Here is a 21,159-nt window from a genome sequence, read left to right as displayed (position 1 = left end):
AATTACCCCTCTAGCTGCGTTTTGACAGTTTCTATGAAGCCTTCAATTTCAAACGGTTTAACGACGTAATCATCGAATCCTGCCGCCTCGCCTTTTTTTATATCGTGCAACATCGCATTAGCGGTTACCGCAACAACCGGAACCGATTGTAACGACGGTTCAGATTTCAAAACCTTAATCACTTCATAGCCATCCATATTAGGCATGTTAATATCCAGCAAAATCAAATCTGGACAATGTTGTTTCGCCAAATCGATACCCATTACAGGATCCTCAGCCGTCAATAATGAAATATCCGGTAAACCGGAAAGGATTTGAGAAACCAACTTGATATTGGAGATATTATCCTCAATGTATAGTATTTGATGTCTTTGTGATTGGTCATCAGCGATAGAAGCATTTTCACCCGCCCCACTCTGCTCATTATGCGAACTAGACTCTGGCTGCAGCTCTTTTTCTATCGGTAAGAAGATGGTGAATGTGCTTCCTACATTGACTTCACTGGAAACCTCAAGTTCACCCCCCATCATCTCGACCAGGCTTTTGGTGATTGTCAGACCGATACCGGTTCCCTCTATTTCTGCTTGATTATCCGCAATACGCTTGAAGGGCTGGAATAAATCCGAAAGTTTATCTTCAGCAATACCAATACCGGTATCGATAATCTGAATAGCCACCTTGTGTTCGATATAAACTGAAATGGTGACCGAACCGTTTTTCTTATTGTATTTAATCGCGTTGGAGATCAAGTTCAGCAACACCTGTTTCAAGCGTGTTTTATCGGCTCTTAAAGTCACGTTTTTACTGCAAGTGTGCTGCACCCGGATACCTTGTTTAACAGCCATTGGCACCAATAATGAAAGGCTTTCATCCAATACCGAACAAAGTCTCACAGGTTCCAGGACAAGATTGACATGACCGGCTTCAATTTTCGACAAGTCCAATATTTCATTAATCAGCTCTAGCAGGTGTTTACCGGCATCGATAATCTCTTTGACATTGTCTTTTTGCCCGCTATTTAGGCTATCGTCATATTCCAATAATTGGCCAAAACCTAAAATGGCGTTCATCGGTGTGCGCAGTTCATGACTCATTGAAGACAGAAATTCCGATTTGGCTTTGCTTGCCCTTTCCGCTTCCTCTTTGGCTTTTGCCAGCTGTTCTTGGCGATTGAGTTCCTTGGTATAGTCACTCATAATGTCGAACAAATACTGAGTTTTACCATCCTCACCGACAATATGGCCAAAATTGGAAAATGTGATTAACTCCTCACCATCTTTTCTGATTACCGGTAACTGCCCTGTCCAGTTTTTACCACCATTTAGAGCCTCAACAATCGCATCAGATACCCATTGAAAAGCTTCTTTTGAGAGAAACTCGCTATAATGCATGCCAACACTTTCTTGCTTCGAATAACCAAATAGCTTTTCATGCGCCGCATTGGCATAAATTAAATAACCCCCAGCATCCGCAACCCAGACGGCTTGATCAGAGGATTCGAAAACGCGTCTGAAAATTTGTAATTCCTGCTCTGCCTGTTTAAGCTGAGTGACGTCCTGAACGGTTCCAGTCATGCTCAGAGGCTGCCCGTGACTATCGACTTTCATTTCGACGAGTTCATGGACATAACGAATGGAGCCATCAGGTCTGACTATTCGGTGCACAACATCATGACGTCCCGTTGCGACAGCCTTCCGCTCACTTTCCCTGACAAGCTCGACATCATCCTTATGGACCGCTGAATGGAAAAGCTCGACACTGGGCGTGATACTTCTTGGCTCATAACCGAAAATTTTGTATATTTCATCTGACCAAAACAATTCCCCCGTTTTCATATCGGCACTCCAGTTTCCGATCGATGCCAGGTTTTGCGCCTCAAGCAATAACTGCTCACGTTCCGCGAGCTTCAATTCCGCGCGTTTGCGGTCATCGATATCCTGAACAACCCCCAACATACTGATAGCAGAGCCATTATCACTGCGCATCACCGCACCGCGTTCCTGTAGCCAGCGAACGGTGCCATCAGGCCAGATTACACGATGCTCGAAATCATAAGGTTCATCATGTTCTATGGTGGCATTCACCGCATCGATTACGGCTTGTCGGTCTTCCGGATGCAAAGCCGCAACAAAGTTCTCGTAAGAGGTTTCCAAATCCCCTTCTGGATAACCAAACAAAGGGGCAATTCGTTCCGTCCAGAAGAGCTCTCCTGTAACAATATTCCATTCCCATGTACCGATATTGGCATAAGCCTGACCGCGTCTAAGACGTTCCTTAGCCAACTCAACCGCTTTTTCGGCTAAACGCTGTTGTGTCACATCCGTTCTGATGGAGGCATATTGATAAGGCCTGCCTTTTTCATCCATAAAGGGGGTTATAGTTGACTCAACCCAATACAGGCTACCATCCTTTTTACGGTTGCAAACCTGTCCCTGCCAAACCTCTCCACTTGAGATGGTACGCCACATTTCTCTATAAAACTCGGGGGGATGCTGGCCTGATTTGACAATACGGTGATTATTGCCTAAAAGTTCAGACCTGCTATAACCGCTGATTTCGCAGAACTTGTCATTAACACTGATAATATTTCCATGTTTGTCTGCAATACTGACAATGGCATGCTGGTTCAATGCCAGCTGTTCTCGTTGTCTCTCATAAAGTTCGTTTGTCAGACGAGAATGCATCTCCTCCATTTTTCTGGCTCGCTTGGCACGAGCGGCTATCGCAGAAACGAAACAGTTGACCTCCACAGGCTTAACCAGAAAATCGTCTCCACCAAGAGCCAAGGCTTTAGCGTGTTTTTGCACATCGGTTTCTGTAGATAAAAACAGGATAGGCAAATTCAAAAGCGTCTCTTTATCACGCAATATTGCCGCAATTTCAAGCCCGCTGATTTCTGGCATATAGACATCCAAAATCAAGACATCAGGTTTAAACACCTCTATACTGTCAACCGCCTCAAAAGGATTACTCATAGCTAGTACATTCATGCCTGCCGACTCTAAAATCGTTGACTGAACTTTTAATAAAAGCTCATCATCATCAACCAGCATGACTTTGTAAGGTTCCTGCGGTACTGTTTGCAGAAGCTCATTTAATGATCTGACAAGTAGCTGATTGTCTTTTTCAATTGAGCTTAACAACAAGTACCGGCTGATTCCGTTGCGGTAGGAAACCAAACGTTCTTCTAGGCTATCTTGCGGAGCAACAAGAATAATCGGTAACTGTTCATTCTTTAAAACAGCGCGGCAATCTTTTAGTACGCCAAGATGCAAATTATTGTCTTCAATAGTCAACGAACTGAAAAGCACTATGGCATCAGGAGTTTCAGACGTTTTCAGAATGGAACAAACATCTTCTTGTGAATTAAATACCTTGACCAGATAACCTTGCTTTTCTAGCTGCAGGTTGTTTACTGATGAATAAATGTCATTTTCTATGAAAAAATATACTAATAAGCTTTCATTTGAACCTTCAACTTGTTTGATAAAAGGGGTATCAACCGGAAAATCGACTGGATCAAATTGTTGGATAATATGCGTTAAGGTATTCAGATCACTAGCCAATGTTTGCCACAGATCATTATCTGGCACTTTTTTATCATCAACAAACGGTTGTATCTGAACCTCAATCTTTTCAGCCATTTCAGCTAAAGCCTTAAAACCGAAAGTACCCGCCGTGCCTTTTAAGCTATGAACGGTGTTGTAGAAGCTCATCAATAAAGCTTGATCGAAAGCGGAAAGATCCAAACCCTTGAAAGACTCTTCAAGCGAAGATAACCTTTTTGGTAAAGACTCGATAAATTTAAGTTTCAACTGTTGAAAAATATCATCAAATTCAGACATATAAATACTTTATGTTTTTAAAGTAGTGAGACATCAATATGAAAAAAACGTGCATCACTGTAGCGTGTATTTTACCTTAAAAGACAAGGTTATGATTAGGTAGGCCCCCTATAAACAGAGTGCACTAATATCCGTTGGATAATTTGATAAAAAGCATGTAAAAAAACCGTTAAACACGGCTTATACTGTTTAAAATGAAGTTTTATAAAATCTACCCCAGCAACTCAGAAATCAAGGCATTAAAATTTACTTTATTGGTCGGCTTTTCTAGGAAAGCACACATTCCGGCTGCAAAACACTCTTCCTGAGTACTCTCCCTGTCATGCCCGCTTAAAGCAACAATCGGTGTGTCAATTCCCAAAGCCTGAATTTTCCGCGTACATTCGATGCCGTTGATGCCTGGCATATTAATATCCATGAAAATAATGTCGAAGGTCTGTTTTTTTAACACCTCCAAACCCTTTTGACAATCTTCAACCCCTGTCGTGCTATGTCCCATTGAATCGAATAGCTTCACCTGAAGGCGTTGTAAAAGCTCGTCATCTTCAAACAGAAGGATGTTTAAATTTTGCATAACCTTTCCAATCAACAGAACAAGTAATCAGAACATTACTTTTTCTTTAAAGAATACTTTTTCTCATCAAGCGTCTTCGTCTCTCCCAGTTTGAAATAAGACATTTCTTCTTGCAAAATCTCGGCCTGATTTTTCAAGTCTTCTGCAGAAGCGTTGGTCTGCTCTACCAAAGCGGCATTTTGTTGGGTCACATCATCAATTTGCGTAATCGCTTTGTTTACCTGATCAACCCCTTCTGCCTGTTCTTTTGAAGCTGCGGCAATCTGAGAAACCATATTTGTGACAGACAAGATTGCCTGGTTAATTTCATCCAGCATATCACCGGATTGGCTAGCCAATGAAGAACCTTGAGAAACTCGCTGCACAGTTTCTTCAATCAACACCTTGATGTCTTTAGCGGCATCGGCCGATTTTTGCGCCAGGCTTCGTACTTCACCAGCGACCACGGCAAAACCTCTACCGTGCTCTCCAGCCCTCGCCGCTTCAACCGCCGCGTTCAATGCCAACAAATTAGTCTGAAAAGCGATACTGTCGATTAAAGTCACAATCTCGGAGATTTTATTGCTTGATTCATCTATTGCGTTCATGGCTTCAATCGTTCTTTGCATCACAGTTACACCACTTTCAGCCTTGCTCTGAACATCACTGGAGAGTTTATGCGCTTCTTGCGCATTAGCACTACTGCTTTGTACTTGAGAGTTGATTTCCTCCATTGTGGCAGAGGTCTCTTCTAAAGCAGCGGCCTGTTGCTGAACTCGACGACTCAAATCACTTGAACCTTGAGCAACTTCAATCGCTGTAGTATTGACTTGATTGGAGACATTAACGGTCATACCTACAACTTCTTTCATTTTATTGGATGAAAAGTTCATCGCATTTTTTAGGTTATGCACCTGTCCTTTGAAAACCCCCTTAGGCAGCTCTTGGGTAAGATCCCCGGATGCTTGGGCGGACATCACATCGCTCATTGCCGTCATGACACCGCCCAATGTGGTCATAGTGCTATTGATGGCGTTACCCAACTCCTCTAAATCGCCAGGCTGTACATCAACACGGTAGTTGAAATCGCCTTCCTCAATATGATGCAGCACTCGAGTGATATCTTTGATATTGTTGATTTCATCCGTCTTATCCAACCATTCGACCACATAGCCGTCATTTTTGTTATTGTGAACGATCGGCACCACGGTCAATTCAAGAATCAAGTCCGAAACGAACAGATCGCCATTCCATGGCTCACGTAATGCAGCAACCATCTTTCTTTGGTGCGCCGGGTCCTTATGGAAAACATCCATATTGGAACCGACAACGGCATTTGCATCGAAATCAGGTAACGCCTGCTGGATACGCTGCTCATTGCGTTTAAACATTTCCGCTAACGATTGGTTGATACTGGTGATATTAAAGTCTGCGTCCGCAACCATCAGGTTAGTACTGGCGCTACTCATCGCTGTGGTTAGAATGGCGGACTCTTTTGCCGCGTCATAGTTTTTGGCTTCAGCCTCAGCCACCCTGGTTCTGATCATATTCAACATAAAACCAAGCTCAGATTTATCTTCAACAATTTGCTGAAGTTTGCCGTTGGCGATATTTTCAATGCCTTTCAACAGATTTTCATTGATTGAATTCGTTTTAGACAAGGTCACCAAGGTAAATAGCATCGTTAAAATGCTAAGTACAAAAAAGCCAGTCGCTGCGGAGTCCATAGGGGTGTTCATGAACAACCCAAAGGCAGCCAGACCGGCAACAACAGCCCCTGTTAGAGGTGCTGCAATTTTTTTGATTTTAGACTCTTTTTGAGTCCAAGGAAATGAGGCTTTACCTGCCTTGATATTCGCATAAAGCTTGGTAGCGAATTGTTTTTCAGCATCGGTTGCAGGATAACGAACAGAAAGATAACCGGTGATTTTTTTGTTTTCAATAATTGGGGTAGCATTAGCCATTACCCAGTAATAATCACCGTTTTTGCGCTTATTTTTGACCAGTCCTCGCCAAGGCATGCCGGCCTGTATGGTATTCCAAAAATCTTGAAAAGCTTCTTTAGGCATATCTTCATGCCTGAGGATATTATGTGGCTTACCGGCAATTTCTTTATCTGTGTACCCCGAGGCTTCGCGAAAGCCGGCGTTGTAGTCGATAATATTGCCTTGTAAATCAGATGTTGAAAGTATTACCAAATCATCAGGCAGGATATATTCCTTGGCAGAACTCATTAAACCTCTCCTCTAAAAGCGCATGGTTTAAAGCTGACAATAAAAACCATACAGGCAGGTAAAAATAGGCAAAAGTACTAAATAAACTGGAATAACAACCAGTTAACCACTGACTTTTAATCATTTTTCCCGAATTATTTTTTAACTCAATATATCAGAAAGAAATAAGCGTGCCACATTTTTTTGTAGCGCAGATCTCAAATTGACTTTATAGAGGCCAAATGCCGAGCTAGAAACACTTAGACATGACCGATTCACTCAGTATTCAATAAAAGCGACAAATAAAACCTGCCCACTTATACACGCTAGAATTTGTGCTGAACGGATCATCATTTTTCAAGTAAGGTTCCATTCATATACATCTAATGGTGCTAAATCACTGTTAAGATTATTTATCGTGAATGTGATTTAATGTTTTCAAGCAAAGCATCACAAACAGAAAACAATCGGAAAATTCAATGAATGACACTGAGTTTAAAAATGCGGTAATTCTTGCAGTAGATGATGAACCAATCAATTTAAAACTACTGGAGCGTATATTAAGCAACAACGGCTATACATCGATACTGACAGAAACCGACCCCAGAAATGTATCTGCCATCTATCAAACCAACCGCCCAGACCTGATTTTACTTGACCTTAATATGCCACATTGCGATGGCTATCAAGTAATGGCACAACTAAAGGCATTGAATGACCCTTTACTTCCTCCTATTGTGATTTTGACCGCACAAAACACCGAACAGTTTTTAGTCAAAGCCCTAGAAGCTGGAGCTCGAGATTTCGTTACCAAGCCATTTAAAGTCGATGAACTACTGGTGCGAGTGAAAAATCTAATTGAAATACAACTCGCTCATAAATCGCTGTACATGCAAAAAGTAGATCTCGAAAAAATGGTACTGCAACGCACCCGACAGCTACATGAAGAACGCTTGCAGATTATCCAACGTGTAGGTTGGGCGGCGGAGTTCAACGAAAAGGAAAACGGTAACCACATTCTTCGTATAAGCAATATTTCCGCCCTCCTTGCTAAAAATCTGGGGTTTGATGACTATCAATGTGAATTGATTTTAAATGCTAGCTCAATGCATGATATAGGGAAAATCAATATTCCCGATAGCATTCTAAGCAAACCCGGGAAACTTGACGCTCAAGAGTGGGAAGTGATGAAGCAACACACTTTATTAGGTGCTCAAATACTGGATGGTAATGACAGTGACTTGATGACAATGGCCAAAGAGATCGCCTTGACGCATCATGAAAAATGGGATGGTTCGGGATACCCAAACGGGCTTGCTGGTGATGAAATCCCCATGGTAGGTCGCATCGTTGCCGTTGCCGATGTATTTGATTCTTTAACTTCGTCTAGACCTTATATGCAAAAATGGACGGTTGAGGCCGCTATTGAACTAATAAAGGATCTGAGTGGAAAACATTTCGATCCCAAAGTGGTATCGGTGTTTGAATCTGAGTTAGAAGAAATAATAAAGATCAAAAATCAATTTGCATAATACAACGCGCAGATCGATCAAACTAAAATCCATTTAGCGATTGTCACAGTGTCAAGATATGATTTGGCTCAGCAACACCCGCTTAGCTTTTGAAATCATTCAACTCCTTACGGAACAAGGCGGATTCCTCTTCTATTTTTTTCATATTTTCTTTTAGAAAATCAATATCCGGCTCAGACTTCGCATTTGTCTCCATGGCTAAAAACAAGCTGTTCAAGTTAGTTAAACCTAAGGTTGCCGCTGGGGTTTTTAGCTTATGTGCCGCAGCAGACACTTTGGGAAAATCAAGCTGAGCCAATAAAGATTCAAGTTCGGGCAGATCATCTGTCAATCTTTGTTCAAACTCATCCAAAAACATCAAAAAATCGTCTTTATTCATACCGAATTGCGCTTCAAACTTTTCAAAATCGATCATTGATTCACCTTAAATTAAAATAAGATTCCAATAAATTTATTCGGGTTAAGCTCACCGATAATCATTGGAATAGCTTGAATGATGGCGTAATAAATTTAGCAAATATTTGTAGAGTGGCTTTAATAAAAATAAACCTATAAGAGGAGAGCTCTTATAAAGACAGTATAAAGCAAATGGAACGAATGATAGAGGTCTATATCCTGAAAGCCATCAAACAAGCATTGTCACTTGATTAAATTGAACCTCAGACATCAATGAAAAGAACTTCAAAATAAAGTTATAGAAACAGATCGTCGAACCAGGATTAAGCAAAAAGATATTGAAGAATAATAAATATGAGGATAATGGTCGGAGTGGAGGGATTTGAACCCCCGACCACCTGTACCCAAAACAGGTGCGCTACCAAGCTGCGCTACACTCCGAACAGAAATGCCCTTATCTAAGAATTGAGATAAAAACATAAAGAAAATGGGGCGAATGACGGGGATCGAACCCGCGACAACAGGAATCACAATCCTGGGCTCTACCAACTGAGCTACATCCGCCATGGTAGATATTGATAAACGAACCAAAAATGGCACGCCCATCAGGATTCGAACCTGAAACCCTCGCCTTAGAAGGGCGATGCACTATCCAGTTGTGCTATGGGCGCTCTATCGAACCTTTTGACTCATTATGGTGAAAACAACAGATTTGTCTTCACCATAATCAGAATATGGTCGGAGTGGAGGGATTTGAACCCCCGACCACCTGTACCCAAAACAGGTGCGCTACCAAGCTGCGCTACACTCCGTAAGATGGGGCGTATTGTATAGACGCCCCCGAAAACTGTCAACTGCTATTTATAAAAAAAATGGTTTTTTTCGCATATATTTTACGCCCGCTCCAGCGGGCTTTTGCTAAGTATTTGATTCATTATTTGATTCAATATAGATTGCGATTTTGCCGGCATTTTCGACTCTATAAAAAAACCTTTTAAATAATGGCTTTTTTTTCTGAAATTTAAGAAATCGGTTAAAATAATCGACATTATTTTTCTCATATTCAGCTAAATGATTTTAAGGAGCCAGCGATGACCGCAAAAATTCTTGACGGTAAAGCGATTGCAGAAGAGTTACGCAACTCAATTAAAGACGAAGTGGAACGTCAAGTTGCCCAGGGAAATAAGCGCCCTGGCCTTGCGGTGATTATGGTTGGTGAAGACCCGGCTTCTCAAGTTTATGTGCGCAATAAAAAACTGGCTTGTGAAAAAGCCGGTTTTAAAGATGTCTCTGAAGTCTTACCGGCTTCGACTTCACAAGAGGAAGTGTTGGCATTAATCGATAAGCTAAATGCGGATGATGATGTACACGGTATTATTGTGCAGTTACCGGTTCCGGACCATATCAACCCGGAAGAAATCATCGAACGTATTCACCCTTGCAAAGATGTCGATGGCTTCCACCCATACAATGTCGGTCGTTTGGCGACACGTATGCCGCAACTAATGCCTTGCACGCCACACGGTGTTATGACCATGTTGGCAAAAACAGGGATTCCATTGCGTGGTTTGAATGCGGTTGTGGTCGGCGCGTCGAATATCGTTGGTGTACCGATGATGTTGGAACTGTTAAATGAACGCGCTACCGTAACGATTTGTCACAGTGCGACCAAAGATTTGGCGGAACAGGTTGGCCGCGCGGACTTAGTCGTGGTCGGTGTCGGGATTCCGAACATGGTCAAAGGTGACTGGATTAAAGACGGCGCAATTGTCATTGATGTCGGTATCAACCGTATGGACGATGGCAAGCTTTGTGGTGACGTTGAATATGATGTAGCCAAAGAAAAAGCCAGCTGGATCACACCGGTTCCGGGCGGCGTTGGTCCGATGACTATCGCGACCTTATTGGAAAACACCATGAAGGTGGCCTATCAGTTGGATTGCAAGCTGAAATAATTGAAAATTCCGCTGCAAACAAAAAGGCCGGAATGATAATTCTCTCCGGCTTTTTTATTGCCTGCCATTTCTCACCACGCTGTTAGCGATACAGCTTGTGATAAGTCCCCTCCTGCTGTATTAACTCATCATGACTGCCGGATTCGATAATATGACCGTCTTCAAATACCATAATGCGATCGGCCTGACGAATCGAGCTTAAACGATGCGCGACAATCAAGGTGGTACGGTTTTCTAAAAACGGTGCCAGATCTTGATACAACTGGCGTTCGGTTTCCATATCCAATGCCGAGGTGGCCTCATCCATAATCACCACTTTCGGATCTTGTAGAATCATGCGCGCAATTGCCAGACGTTGACGCTGACCACCGGAAAGCTTGATACCACTGCGCCCGACAACTGCATCGAGCTGCTTATCCAACTCTTTAATCTTATCCGCCAGCTGAGCCAGTTCTAATGCCTGCCAGAGCTTGTCATCATCAATCTCCTGGCCAAGCGTCAGATTAAAACGGATGGTTTGGTTGAACAGTGCCGGATGCTGCAGTACGGTGGCGACATGTTCGCGAACTACGGATTGACCTATCTGCTCTATCGGCACATTGTCATAGAGCACCTGTCCACTACTGGCTTCATAAAACCCGAGCAGCAATTGCACCAGCGTGGTTTTGCCGCCGCCGCTGGCACCCACCAGTGCCAACTTCTCCCCCGGTGCAATGGTAAAGTTGAGGTTTTGCAAGACGGTATCGTTTTTACCCGGATATTTAAAACACAAATCTTTGACGGAAACCGATACCGGGTCAGCACCGATAAACGGATTATGCTTTTCTTGATAACGCGGCTCTTGTTGTAAATCCAATACCTCGTTGATACGTTGCAAAGCGCCGCTCGCGGCACTGTAACCGTACTGAATCGCCAAGACCTCCTGAACCGGCCCCATCATAAACCAAAGATAACCGAATACCGCCATCATCTGCCCGATGGACAGATCGGAAAACACCACCATCAGCATACTGGCACCGCGGAAAATATCGAAACCGACCAAAAAAATCATAAACGAGAAACGACTGGCCGCATCACTTTTCCAGGTAAAGGCCTCCGAGGTCTTTTTAATGTCCAACGCATTGCCGCGAATGCGATCGAAAAACGATCTGTCCTGATTGGCGGCGCGCACCTGCTGCAGCGCATCAAGCGTCTCGGTTAAGGATTGCTGAAAAATATCTAAAGCCGAGTTTTCATCTTTTTTCAGCGTTTTGACCTTACGCCCCATGCGCATGGTGAAATAGATTACCAGCGGGTTCATAAACAGAATAAACAGCGCCAACTGCCAGTTAAGCCAAAGCAATACCGCGGTCACCCCAACCAGACTGAACAGCGCAATCAACAATTTGCTAACGGTTGTACCAAGAAAAGTATCGATGGTATTAACATCGTTCACCATAGTCGCTGAAACACTACCGCTACCCATGGTTTCATACTGCGCCATAGCAACATGTTGCACCTTGGCCAATAGATCGCGGCGAATTTGAAAGGTGACCTCTTTGGCAATCACGGTGAACTGCTGCATCTGCCAGACTCCAAACAGCAGTCCGGCAAAACGCAGTACGACGGTTACAATGGTAATGGCAACAATATAATAGACAGGACCGTGCCAGCTAGGCGATACCCAGTTATTTAAGGTATTAACGATAAATCCGGGTTGATTCAGTAATACCTCATCCACCAGAATGGGCAATAGCAACGGTAAAGGCACCGTGGCGAGCATTGCCAGAAGCGCAATAATATGCGCTTTGATTAACGCCGGTTTATGGCGCTTAACCAAATTGAAAATACGTTGCCAAGTATAGGAGTGCTCACTTAAAGCCGTTACTTTGACCTTTTGTTTTGGCATTTCCTGTGCATAACCACGCATTTTGTACCGCCTTAACTTGCTTGTTTGAAAAGGCGATTAAAATTATCGGTGGTGGCTTGCGCCACCGACTCGAAAGGCAAGGCCTTCAAATCGGCAATCTCCTGCACCACGTAGTGGGTATAGCCAGGCTGATTGGTTTTACCACGATAAGGCACCGGTGCCAGATAAGGTGAATCGGTCTCCACCAAAATTCGATCTAAAGGCATCTGTGCCGCCACTTCTTTGAGTTCTTTGGCATTCTTGAAGGTGACGATACCGGAAAACGAAATATAGAAATTAATCGCCATGGCACGTTCGGCGGTAGCCATATCCTCGACAAAACAGTGCATAATGCCGCCCACTTCATCGGCACCTTCTTGTTCCAAAATGCTCAAACAATCCGGAGTAGAGTTACGTGTATGGATAATCAACGGCTTATCCAACTGTTTGGCGATGCGAATATGCTGCTTGAAACGTTCGTGCTGCCAACTCATATCCGGCTCGTTTTCAAAATGAAAATAATCCAGCCCGACTTCGCCGATCGCCAAAACTTTCGGGTGAGAGGCCGCTTCGATCAACTGCTCATCGGTGACGACCACTTCTTTGTCTTCGCAAGGGTGAACGCCGATTGAGGCATAAACTTGCGGGTGCTTTTCCGCCAAGGCGATTACTTCATGCCACTGCTCTGGATTAATCGCCACGCACAAGACTTTTTCCACACCCAGCTCTTTGGCATTGGCCAATACCTCTTCAACGCTGCCCACTTTGTCTTCTGGCAAAATATTTAGATGGCAATGTGAATCGATAATCACGCTAACTGTCCCCTTTGAATTTTTGATTTAAATACACTCTGAAGCGGTGCCTGACTCTGTTGAATCTGCAACCATTCCATACACAGACTTTCCAGCAAAAGCTCTTTATTGGCATTACCTTGCCAATACTGCTGAGCGGTCAATACCGCTTGCTGGAAACGCAGCCAATTCTGCACATTGGCCTGCTGGCTGTCATCCGTCGGTGCATCGCTTTGATACATCACCGAACGAATCGCCCCGACCGTCCACTGATAGAAATAATCGAATACGCTTTCCGGTTCCGGCCATTTGAGCCAATCGCCGATCACCTGCGAAGGCAGTTTACGCCCGCTTTGTAACTGTTTGAGATCGTTTTTCCACTGATTATCCTGTTCAAAACGGGAGTTTTCAATCCACTGCAACGCATTCACCGGAGTGCCCCAATTCAGCCGCAAGGCACGTTTAATCAAAGCCGCATCGGCTTGCGGGGCTTGCTGATGAATCCAGTTTTGGGCATCGGCTAAAGCCGGCGCCTGCAAACCGATCAGCTGACAACGACTTTTAATCGTTGCCGGTAAACGCTCTATTTGATGAGTGGTAAGGATAAACAGGGTATTGGCCGCCGGTTCTTCGAGGTTTTTCAAAATCGCATTAAAGGCCGATTGATTAAGATACTCGACCCCATCAACCCAGGTAATTTTATAGCCACCTTGGTGAGAGGTCTCGTTGAGTTTATAAATCAACTCACGTACCTGATCGACGGTAATCTCTTTTTTCTCTTCAAGCCGACGCAGCACAAAATAATCCGGATGCTGATGTGTTTCCAGCAGATGACAATTGGCACAGTTTCCACAAGCCTGGGAACCGTTTTGACACATCAACGACATCACTGCGAGTTCGACAAACTGCTCCACCCCAATACCTTTTGGCCCGGAAAGCAGATAAGCATGACCCAAGCGCGTCTGCATCTGCTGCCAACGCTGCCAGACCGGCTGTAACCAAGGATATAGGTTTTCACTTGTCAGCACTTAGCTAACCTCTCTTTTGCTTGAAATAAACTTAATGTTATCTGCTAATGTTAGCTGCCATTGGCAAGCATCTGTTCGAGTCGCGCACTGATATCGGCTTGCACCTGTTGCAGGTTTTGCGAAGCGTCCAAAACTTTATAACGCTCTGGTGCAGCAGCGGCACGCTGCAGATAACTTTGACGCACCTTTTCAAAAAACGCCTGCTTTTCCTGCTCAAAACGATCCGTTTGCCCGCCCCGCGCGGCGACACGCGCCATACCAATCTCTATCGGCAAATCAAAAATAAACGTGGTATCCGGTTGAAAGCCACGTTGCACCCAAGTTTCGATGGTAGCGATTTCACTGAAGTCCATACCTCGCGCACCGCCTTGATAAGCGTAGGTTGCATCGGTAAAACGATCGGAAATGACCCATTTACCCTCGGCCAATGCCGGTAAGATTTTCTCTTGCAGGTGCTGCGCTCTGGCGGCAAACATCAATAACAGTTCGGTCTGCTCATGCATCGCGGTAAAGTCTTTATTCAATAAGACTTCACGAATCGCTTCACCGATTTCGGTGCCGCCCGGTTCTCGAGTCACCAATACATCAACGCCCTTTTTCGCCAACCACTCCTGCATAAACAGAAGATTGGTTGATTTTCCAGCACCTTCGGTGCCTTCCAGAGTGATAAATTGGCCTGCCATGAATGTCCTTAAAACTTAATTAAAGTGAATAATGTCTGTTAAGTATCTATTTATTTAAAAGATATTTGTTTACCGCTCTATTGTGTTCCACCAACGTATTGGAGAAATGGTGTTTGCCTTCCCCTTTGGCGACAAAATACAACGCCTTGGTCGCTTGCGGGTGCATCACCGCATCAATCGCTTCTTTGCTAGGTAAGGCAATTGGGGTCGGCGGCAGTCCGGTTATTGTATAGGTATTGTAAGGCGTTTTGGTGCGCAAATCGCGTTTACGAATATTACCGTCATAGTTGGCACCAATACCGTAAATCACGGTAGGATCGGTCTGAAGGCGCATACCGCGTTTTAAACGATTAACGAACACCCCGGCGATTAAGGCGCGCTCCGGTGCATAACCGGTCTCTTTTTCGACAATCGATGCCATAATCAACGCTTCATAAGGTGTTTTATAAGGCAGGTTTTTGGCACGATTCTGCCAAGCATTGGCGAGATAATCCTGCGCGGCTTTTTTGGCTCGCAAAATAATGGTTTTATCACTGTCACCGGACAAGTAATAATAGGTTTCCGGCAACAACATGCCTTCGATATTGGCATAAGGGTATTTTGTATCAACCTTTTTATCGACAGAAAACAATGCCTGCAAAGATTCTATATCACTGAAATCCAATTCACGTTTGATTTTTTCCAGCTCGGCAATAGCCGCTAAGTTCTGTGCAATGGTCTGCCCGGCAATCAATGTCACCGGATAATGTTTGATGGTCGGGTTTTCCAGTTCACGAATCAGTTCGTCGACTGTCCACTGAGGGTTGATTTCAAACTCACCCGCCTTAACCACATGAGACTTATTCAAATAACGCATATACCAGACCAACATTCTGGCATCGCTGATCAAGCCCTGCTGTTGCAGTTGATTGGCAACCTTGTGTAAAGAGCTGCCCGGTTTGATTTCGATAACTTGGCTTTGCTTAGTCTGGCTGTCCTGACCGATCGGTTGACTGACAAACTGCTGAAATTTGGCATAAATGATAACGACAAAAATCAAGGCCAATAGGGTGACCAATAAAAGTAAAAAACGTCCAAGGGAAAACCGTGATTTCGTCGTCGCATGATGCTGTTGCGGATGTTGACCTGAGTGCTGATGTGAATGATGATCGCTATTATGCTGAGTCATTAAAATGCCGTTTTATTGTTTCTCTTGATTGAACCGACTAATGGGTAATGCATGACTATATTGCCAGTCATTCCATAGTTTTTGTAAATTTGTCGTCTCTGTTGTCTCAAACTCGATATCAACCTCATCCAAACACAACTTATCCACAGACTGGATACCTCGCACCGCATTACAAAAGAACAGTTCTATCGCCTGGGTGATTGAAGCCAAGGCAAAATCCGATTCATTAATCTGCCAACCATGCTCTTTCAATAATGCAATCAGACTTTGTCGAGTCGTGCCGAGCACTCCACTTTGACAGAGTCTAGGCGTGCAAATGATTTTCTGTTCTCTGTCTTTAGCTGATGCGATAAAAAACAGATTCGATTGAGTACCGCAAACCGCTTTTTGATCGGCGTTTAGCATCAGCCCTTCGGCACAGTGCGCCGCGTTTAAGAGTTCAGAGCGCGCCATAACATTTTCCAGACGGTTTAAATGCTTGATTCCGGCAAACGGCTGAATGGAGGCTTGCGTTTCGCAGAGCATGGCATTAATCGCGCCGTTTTTTTGCAATAACGCTTGTGGTGCGGGTTTGATATAAATCAGACAGCGAGGCTTTTGCGCTTCAGGCAGTTGATAACCGATGCCTCCTCGTCCGCGACTAATGAGTATTTTGGCCACCGCATTACTAGCGTGGTTTTGGGAAAAATAATATTGCAAAGCTTCGGCCAACCATTTTTCAATCAAAGTCAAATCAATCGCGGTGATTTTCAGCTTACTAAAACCGTTATGTATACGCTGTTGATGCGCTGACCAATTCAAAACCTGCTGTTCAAATACCGCAACCGTGGTAAAGAAACCGTCACCATACTGAATGGCCCGATCATCAAGATCAAGTTGGCTTTGTAAGACACCGTCAATCCATAGGTTTGGCTTGCTTGCGCTCATCGGTTACCGTTACCCTTTTTGCAAAGCCATCACCAAGCCCTTGGCTTTATGGCGACTTTCCACCAGCTCAAACTGCGCTTCGGAATCGGCGACAATTCCGGCTCCGGCTCTGAACTGCACAATCGGTTTATTATCCTGCTCAAACTGCATCATGGTACGAATCAGGATGTTCAAATCCATTGAACCGTCGATATTGATATAACCTAAAGAACCGGTATAGGCTTCGCGCGGCATCTGTTCAAGCTCGGCGATAATCTGCATACAGCGAATCTTCGGACAACCGGTAATGGTGCCGCCGGGAAACAGCGCATGGACAATATCCAATGGTGAGAAGCCTTCTCTTAGACGACCACGAACATTGGAAACGATATGATGCACATGCTGATAGGTTTCGACCACCATCAACTCATTCACCTCGACCGTTCCCGGCTCGCTGATGCGCCCCAGATCATTGCGCTCCAGATCAATCAACATGATATGCTCGGCGCGTTCTTTCGGGTGTTGGATCAACTCTTCGATCAACGCCTTGTCTTTGACTAAATCATCGCCCCTTTTTCGTGTACCGGCAATCGGTCGGGTTTCGACCCAGCCATTTTTATATTTGACCAAACGCTCCGGTGAGGAGCTGATCACCTGCCAAGGTTTGCCTTGAGCATCGCTCATACAGCATAAAGCCGCAAAAGGTGCCGGATTGGAATCCCGTAAGGCGCGATAAACCTGAAGATAATCCGTGTTTTGCGCCAATGCCACCTGCCATAAACGCGACAGATTGACCTGAAAGATATCGCCGGAAAGAATATAGTTTTTAATGGCTTCGACACCTTGCAGGTATTTGCTTTCCGGCTCTTCCTGCTCAGCGCTGACTTCGATATGCTCGGCGCTCTGCTGCGGGCTTTGCTTGTTGTCGGCCTGGCTAAGCAGCAGCGCTTCGATATCGGCTTGCATTTTAGGCAATAGCTGCGCGAAACCGGTTTCGGCGACCAGCAACAGTTTACCGTTTTCATGGTCGATAATCACCGCAGCCGGAATACGACTCAAATAAGCAAGCGGAAACTCCGATTGCGGTAGTTCCAAAACCGGCTCGACAATCTGTGCATAGTCATAACTGAAATAAGCATACCAACCGCCAATAAACGGTAAATCATATTCACACTGATGTTGTGGATTGATGGATTCGATGAACTGTTGTTCAACCTCTTTAACAAAGTCCGTCGCTTCGGCTGGGTTATCCAGCTGTAGGGTGTGCTGTGGAAACGCCATCAAAATATCGAAACGCCCCAACTCGCCTTTGGCGACGCTTTCCAATAAAAACGGATAGCGCGCGCGGTTGATTTCATGCAGAGCACTCAAATCGAAATCACTAACACGAAGATTATCCAGAGCAACCGTTTCGACTTGGCTACTGGCTTGATGGGCTGGTGAGGAAATTAAGGTTGTCATACTTTGATTGTCATGTGGAGTGACACAATACGCCTTGATTCAATGCGTACAGTTTACTTGAGTTGATTGTTTTTTGCTTGTTTATTAAACGACAAAAGCGCCACAGAGAGACCCTGTAGCGCTTTTTGCAGCAAACCCTGAAATTAAACTTTTGCTAACACTATAGTCGCGTTGGTACCGCCAAAACCGAAAGAGTTCGACAAGGCATAATCGATTTTCGCCGCACGCGCACCGTCGGCGACATAATCCAGATCACAACCCTCTTCCGGGTTTTCCAGATTGATGGTCGGCGGTAACATCTGGTTTTTAATCGCCAATGCGGTAAACACCGCTTCCATTGCACCAGCCGCACCCAAAGCGTGACCGGTCATCGATTTGGTCGAGCTCATCGCCAAGTTATAAGCGTGCTCGCCAAACACCGACTTCACCGCCGAGGTTTCGCAGACATCACCGGCAGGCGTTGAAGTCCCGTGCGCATTGATATAATCAATCTTATCCGCATCAATGGCGGCATTTTGCAACGCGGTCTGCATACAACGTGCCGCACCTTCACCGCCCTGAGCCGGCAAAGTCATGTGATAAGCGTCGCCGCTCATGCCAAAACCGATCACTTCAGCGTAGATATTCGCACCGCGCGCTTTGGCGTGCTCGTACTCTTCCAAAACGACCGCGCCGGCACCGTCACTCAAGACAAAGCCGTCACGATCTTTATCCCAAGGACGACTGGCCGCTTGCGGGTTATCGTTACGGGTAGACAAGGCACGAGCGGCGGCGAAACCGGCCAGCCCCATTTCGGTGGTGGCGTATTCGGCACCACCGGCCACCATGACATCGACATCGCCATATTCGATCATACGTGCCGCATCACCAATACTATGGGTACCGGTGGCACAAGCGGTGCCAATCGCCATATTCGGTCCTTTTAGGCCGAACATAATCGACAGGTTACCAGAGATCATATTGATAATTGAGCTCGGCACAAAAAATGGCGACACACGACGTGGGCCACCTTTTAACATGGTGTTGTGTTGTGTTTCGATAGAACCGATACCACCAATCCCGGAGCCCATCGACACACCGATTCGCGGTGCGTTCTCATCAGTCACTTGCAGTCCTGAGTCGCGAATCGCCTGAGCACCGGCTGCAATACCGTAATGAATAAAAGGATCCATTTTCTTGGCTTCTTTCGGGCTGATGTATTGAGTCACATCAAAGCCTTTCAACTCACCACCAAACTTGACCGCATAAGCTTCGGTATCAAATTTAGTGAAATAGTCTATTCCACTTTTACCAGCCATTAGACTTGCCCAGTTCTCTTCAACATCCAAACCGATGGCGGAAAGAACACCTAAACCTGTAATCACGACACGACGCTTAGACAAAATTTCATCCTCTTACCAAATAGAACCGATAGCTAAGGGGAAAGCTTTTCGGTTCTCAACAGATATGATCTCTGCTTCACAAATTCTTTATACATAAAAAAAGCCGCTTTAACACGGCTTTTTCGAAATCTCACTGCAAGCAGTAAAACTTATTATAGGTTAGCTTCTACGTAAGCTGTAGCTTGAGCTAGAGTAGAGATTTTCTCTGCTTCTTCATCAGGAATTTCGCAATCAAACTCTTCTTCCAAAGCCATTACTAGTTCAACTGTATCTAGAGAATCCGCACCTAAATCATCAACAAATGAGGCATCAGCTGTTACTTGATCTTCTTCAACACCTAGTTGCTCTACTACGATTTTCTTTACGCGTTCTTCAATACTGCTCATGGAATTCTCCAATATAAATATATGTCTGTTTAAAAAATGTTATTGAAATTCAATTCGGGTATTTTCCCTCTAAAGAGCAAGTTTTTCAAGCCCTAAAATAGGTGAATCAGAAAACCAAAATCCAAATTCCAGTTAATAAAATCTACTTTATTGATTTAAAAGCCTTTTTTTGACTTTTAAACCATATACATTCCGCCATTAACATTCAGCGTCTGACCGGTGATATAAGCTCCGCCATCACCAGCCAGGAAAGTTACCGAACGAGCGATATCTTCCGGCTGCCCCAAACTCTGCAATGGAATCTGTGCTGCCAAGGCTTCACGCTGCTCTTCAGGCAAGGCTTTGGTCATATCGGTTTCGATAAATCCAGGCGCAATGGTGTTAACGGTAATATTACGCGCACCGACTTCACGAGCCAAAGACTTGCTGAAACCGATAATACCGGCTTTTGCGGCCGCATAGTTAGTTTGACCGGCATTTCCCATCACACCGACTACAGAAGCGATATTGATAATACGACCGCCTTTGGCTTTCATCATGCCGCGCAAACACGCCTTACTCATTCGGTATACCGAATTAAGGTTGGTTTGGATAATATCATCCCACTCATCGTCTTTCATACGCATCAATAGATTGTCGCGAGTGATACCGGCATTATTCACCAAAATTGTCGGTGTGCCATACTCCTTAGTGATTTCTGCCAGAACTTCAGTAATCATTTCCGGTTCGGTCACATTCAGGCACTTTCCACAACCTGTTGCACCGGCTTCTTTTAAATAGTCGCTAATCGCTTGCGCACCACCTTCCGAAGTCGCTGTACCAATAACTGTGGCACCGTTTGCCGCCAAATCCAAGGCAATGGCTTTACCAATCCCACGGCTCGCACCGGTAACAAAAGCGATTTTACCTGTTAACATCATTTCCACCCTGATTCTTCTTTATATAAAGTGTCGTTTTAGATTATCTGATTCA

16 protein-coding genes and 4 tRNA genes are annotated in these 21,159 nt (G+C 44.6%); 2 read left to right on the top strand and 18 right to left on the bottom strand.

Annotated elements, in window-relative coordinates:
* Window positions 1-2 precede the first annotated feature (2 nt).
* The 3 genes from FE785_RS04250 to FE785_RS04240 all read right to left on the bottom strand — a co-directional run bounded on the left by FE785_RS04250 (window position 3) and on the right by FE785_RS04240 (window position 6,632).
* A complete protein-coding gene (locus tag FE785_RS04250) occupies window positions 3-3,845 on the bottom strand; it encodes a PAS domain-containing protein (RefSeq protein WP_138564579.1) in 3,843 nt (1,280 codons plus the stop codon).
* A gap of 211 nt (window positions 3,846-4,056) precedes the next feature.
* A complete protein-coding gene (locus FE785_RS04245; protein ID WP_138564578.1) occupies window positions 4,057-4,419 on the bottom strand; it encodes a response regulator in 363 nt (120 codons plus the stop codon).
* A gap of 35 nt (window positions 4,420-4,454) precedes the next feature.
* A complete protein-coding gene (locus FE785_RS04240) occupies window positions 4,455-6,632 on the bottom strand; it encodes a methyl-accepting chemotaxis protein (RefSeq protein WP_138564577.1) in 2,178 nt (725 codons plus the stop codon).
* Window positions 6,633-7,090: 458 nt separating this feature from the next.
* On the opposite strand from FE785_RS04240, the gene FE785_RS04235 reads away from it, so the two are divergent.
* Window positions 7,091-8,143, top strand: coding sequence for a response regulator (locus FE785_RS04235; protein ID WP_138564576.1), 1,053 nt, complete (start codon window positions 7,091-7,093; stop codon window positions 8,141-8,143).
* An 82-nt stretch (window positions 8,144-8,225) separates the two neighbouring features.
* Here the strand turns inward: FE785_RS04235 and FE785_RS04230 are convergent, their stop codons facing one another.
* The 5 genes from FE785_RS04230 to FE785_RS04210 form a co-directional block, all read right to left on the bottom strand.
* Entirely contained in the window at window positions 8,226-8,558 is a 333-nt protein-coding gene (locus tag FE785_RS04230; protein WP_138564575.1) for an Hpt domain-containing protein, read from the bottom strand.
* A 345-nt stretch (window positions 8,559-8,903) separates the two neighbouring features.
* Window positions 8,904-8,980, bottom strand: a tRNA-Pro gene (locus tag FE785_RS04225).
* 47 nt (window positions 8,981-9,027) lie between these two features.
* Window positions 9,028-9,103: transfer RNA gene (locus FE785_RS04220), tRNA-His, on the bottom strand.
* Window positions 9,104-9,133: 30 nt separating this feature from the next.
* A tRNA-Arg gene (locus FE785_RS04215) sits at window positions 9,134-9,210 on the bottom strand.
* A 64-nt stretch (window positions 9,211-9,274) separates the two neighbouring features.
* Window positions 9,275-9,351: transfer RNA gene (locus FE785_RS04210), tRNA-Pro, on the bottom strand.
* 279 nt (window positions 9,352-9,630) lie between these two features.
* On the opposite strand from FE785_RS04210, the gene folD reads away from it, so the two are divergent.
* Window positions 9,631-10,494, top strand: a complete 864-nt coding sequence (gene folD, locus FE785_RS04205; protein WP_138564574.1) for a bifunctional methylenetetrahydrofolate dehydrogenase/methenyltetrahydrofolate cyclohydrolase FolD — start codon at window positions 9,631-9,633, stop codon at window positions 10,492-10,494.
* 82 nt (window positions 10,495-10,576) lie between these two features.
* On the opposite strand, the gene FE785_RS04200 is transcribed toward folD, so the two are convergent.
* From FE785_RS04200 to fabG, 10 genes are all read right to left on the bottom strand, one after another.
* Window positions 10,577-12,382: an ABC transporter ATP-binding protein gene (locus FE785_RS04200; RefSeq protein WP_420856751.1), complete on the bottom strand. Its 1,806-nt coding sequence runs from the start codon at window positions 12,380-12,382 to the stop codon at window positions 10,577-10,579.
* Window positions 12,383-12,414: 32 nt separating this feature from the next.
* A complete protein-coding gene (locus FE785_RS04195) occupies window positions 12,415-13,194 on the bottom strand; it encodes a TatD family hydrolase (RefSeq protein WP_138564572.1) in 780 nt (259 codons plus the stop codon).
* A complete protein-coding gene (gene holB / locus FE785_RS04190; protein ID WP_238696358.1) occupies window positions 13,191-14,201 on the bottom strand; it encodes a DNA polymerase III subunit delta' in 1,011 nt (336 codons plus the stop codon). The genes FE785_RS04195 and holB overlap by 4 nt, the downstream gene beginning before the upstream one ends.
* Before the next feature lie 50 nt (window positions 14,202-14,251).
* Window positions 14,252-14,884: a dTMP kinase gene (gene tmk / locus FE785_RS04185; protein ID WP_138564571.1), complete on the bottom strand. Its 633-nt coding sequence runs from the start codon at window positions 14,882-14,884 to the stop codon at window positions 14,252-14,254.
* 46 nt (window positions 14,885-14,930) lie between these two features.
* On the bottom strand, window positions 14,931-16,052 hold the full coding sequence (mltG, locus tag FE785_RS04180; protein WP_168188909.1) for an endolytic transglycosylase MltG: 1,122 nt from the start codon (window positions 16,050-16,052) through the stop codon (window positions 14,931-14,933).
* A 12-nt stretch (window positions 16,053-16,064) separates the two neighbouring features.
* Window positions 16,065-16,979: an aminodeoxychorismate lyase gene (pabC, locus tag FE785_RS04175; protein WP_138564570.1), complete on the bottom strand. Its 915-nt coding sequence runs from the start codon at window positions 16,977-16,979 to the stop codon at window positions 16,065-16,067.
* 9 nt (window positions 16,980-16,988) lie between these two features.
* Window positions 16,989-18,419: an aminodeoxychorismate synthase component I gene (locus FE785_RS04170; protein ID WP_138564569.1), complete on the bottom strand. Its 1,431-nt coding sequence runs from the start codon at window positions 18,417-18,419 to the stop codon at window positions 16,989-16,991.
* 143 nt (window positions 18,420-18,562) lie between these two features.
* Window positions 18,563-19,801: a beta-ketoacyl-ACP synthase II gene (gene fabF / locus FE785_RS04165; RefSeq protein WP_138564568.1), complete on the bottom strand. Its 1,239-nt coding sequence runs from the start codon at window positions 19,799-19,801 to the stop codon at window positions 18,563-18,565.
* 152 nt (window positions 19,802-19,953) lie between these two features.
* A complete protein-coding gene (acpP, locus tag FE785_RS04160) occupies window positions 19,954-20,187 on the bottom strand; it encodes an acyl carrier protein (RefSeq protein ID WP_138564567.1) in 234 nt (77 codons plus the stop codon).
* 176 nt (window positions 20,188-20,363) lie between these two features.
* Window positions 20,364-21,104 (bottom strand): 3-oxoacyl-ACP reductase FabG, encoded by a 741-nt coding sequence (gene fabG, locus FE785_RS04155; protein WP_138565779.1) that lies wholly within the window; start codon window positions 21,102-21,104, stop codon window positions 20,364-20,366.
* Window positions 21,105-21,159: the final 55 nt, after the last annotated feature.

Origin of the sequence: Thiomicrorhabdus sediminis, from assembly GCF_005885815.1 — a bacterium.
Lineage (GTDB): Bacteria > Pseudomonadota > Gammaproteobacteria > Thiomicrospirales > Thiomicrospiraceae > Thiomicrorhabdus > Thiomicrorhabdus sediminis.
This window is presented reverse-complemented; position numbering and strand designations above follow the sequence as displayed.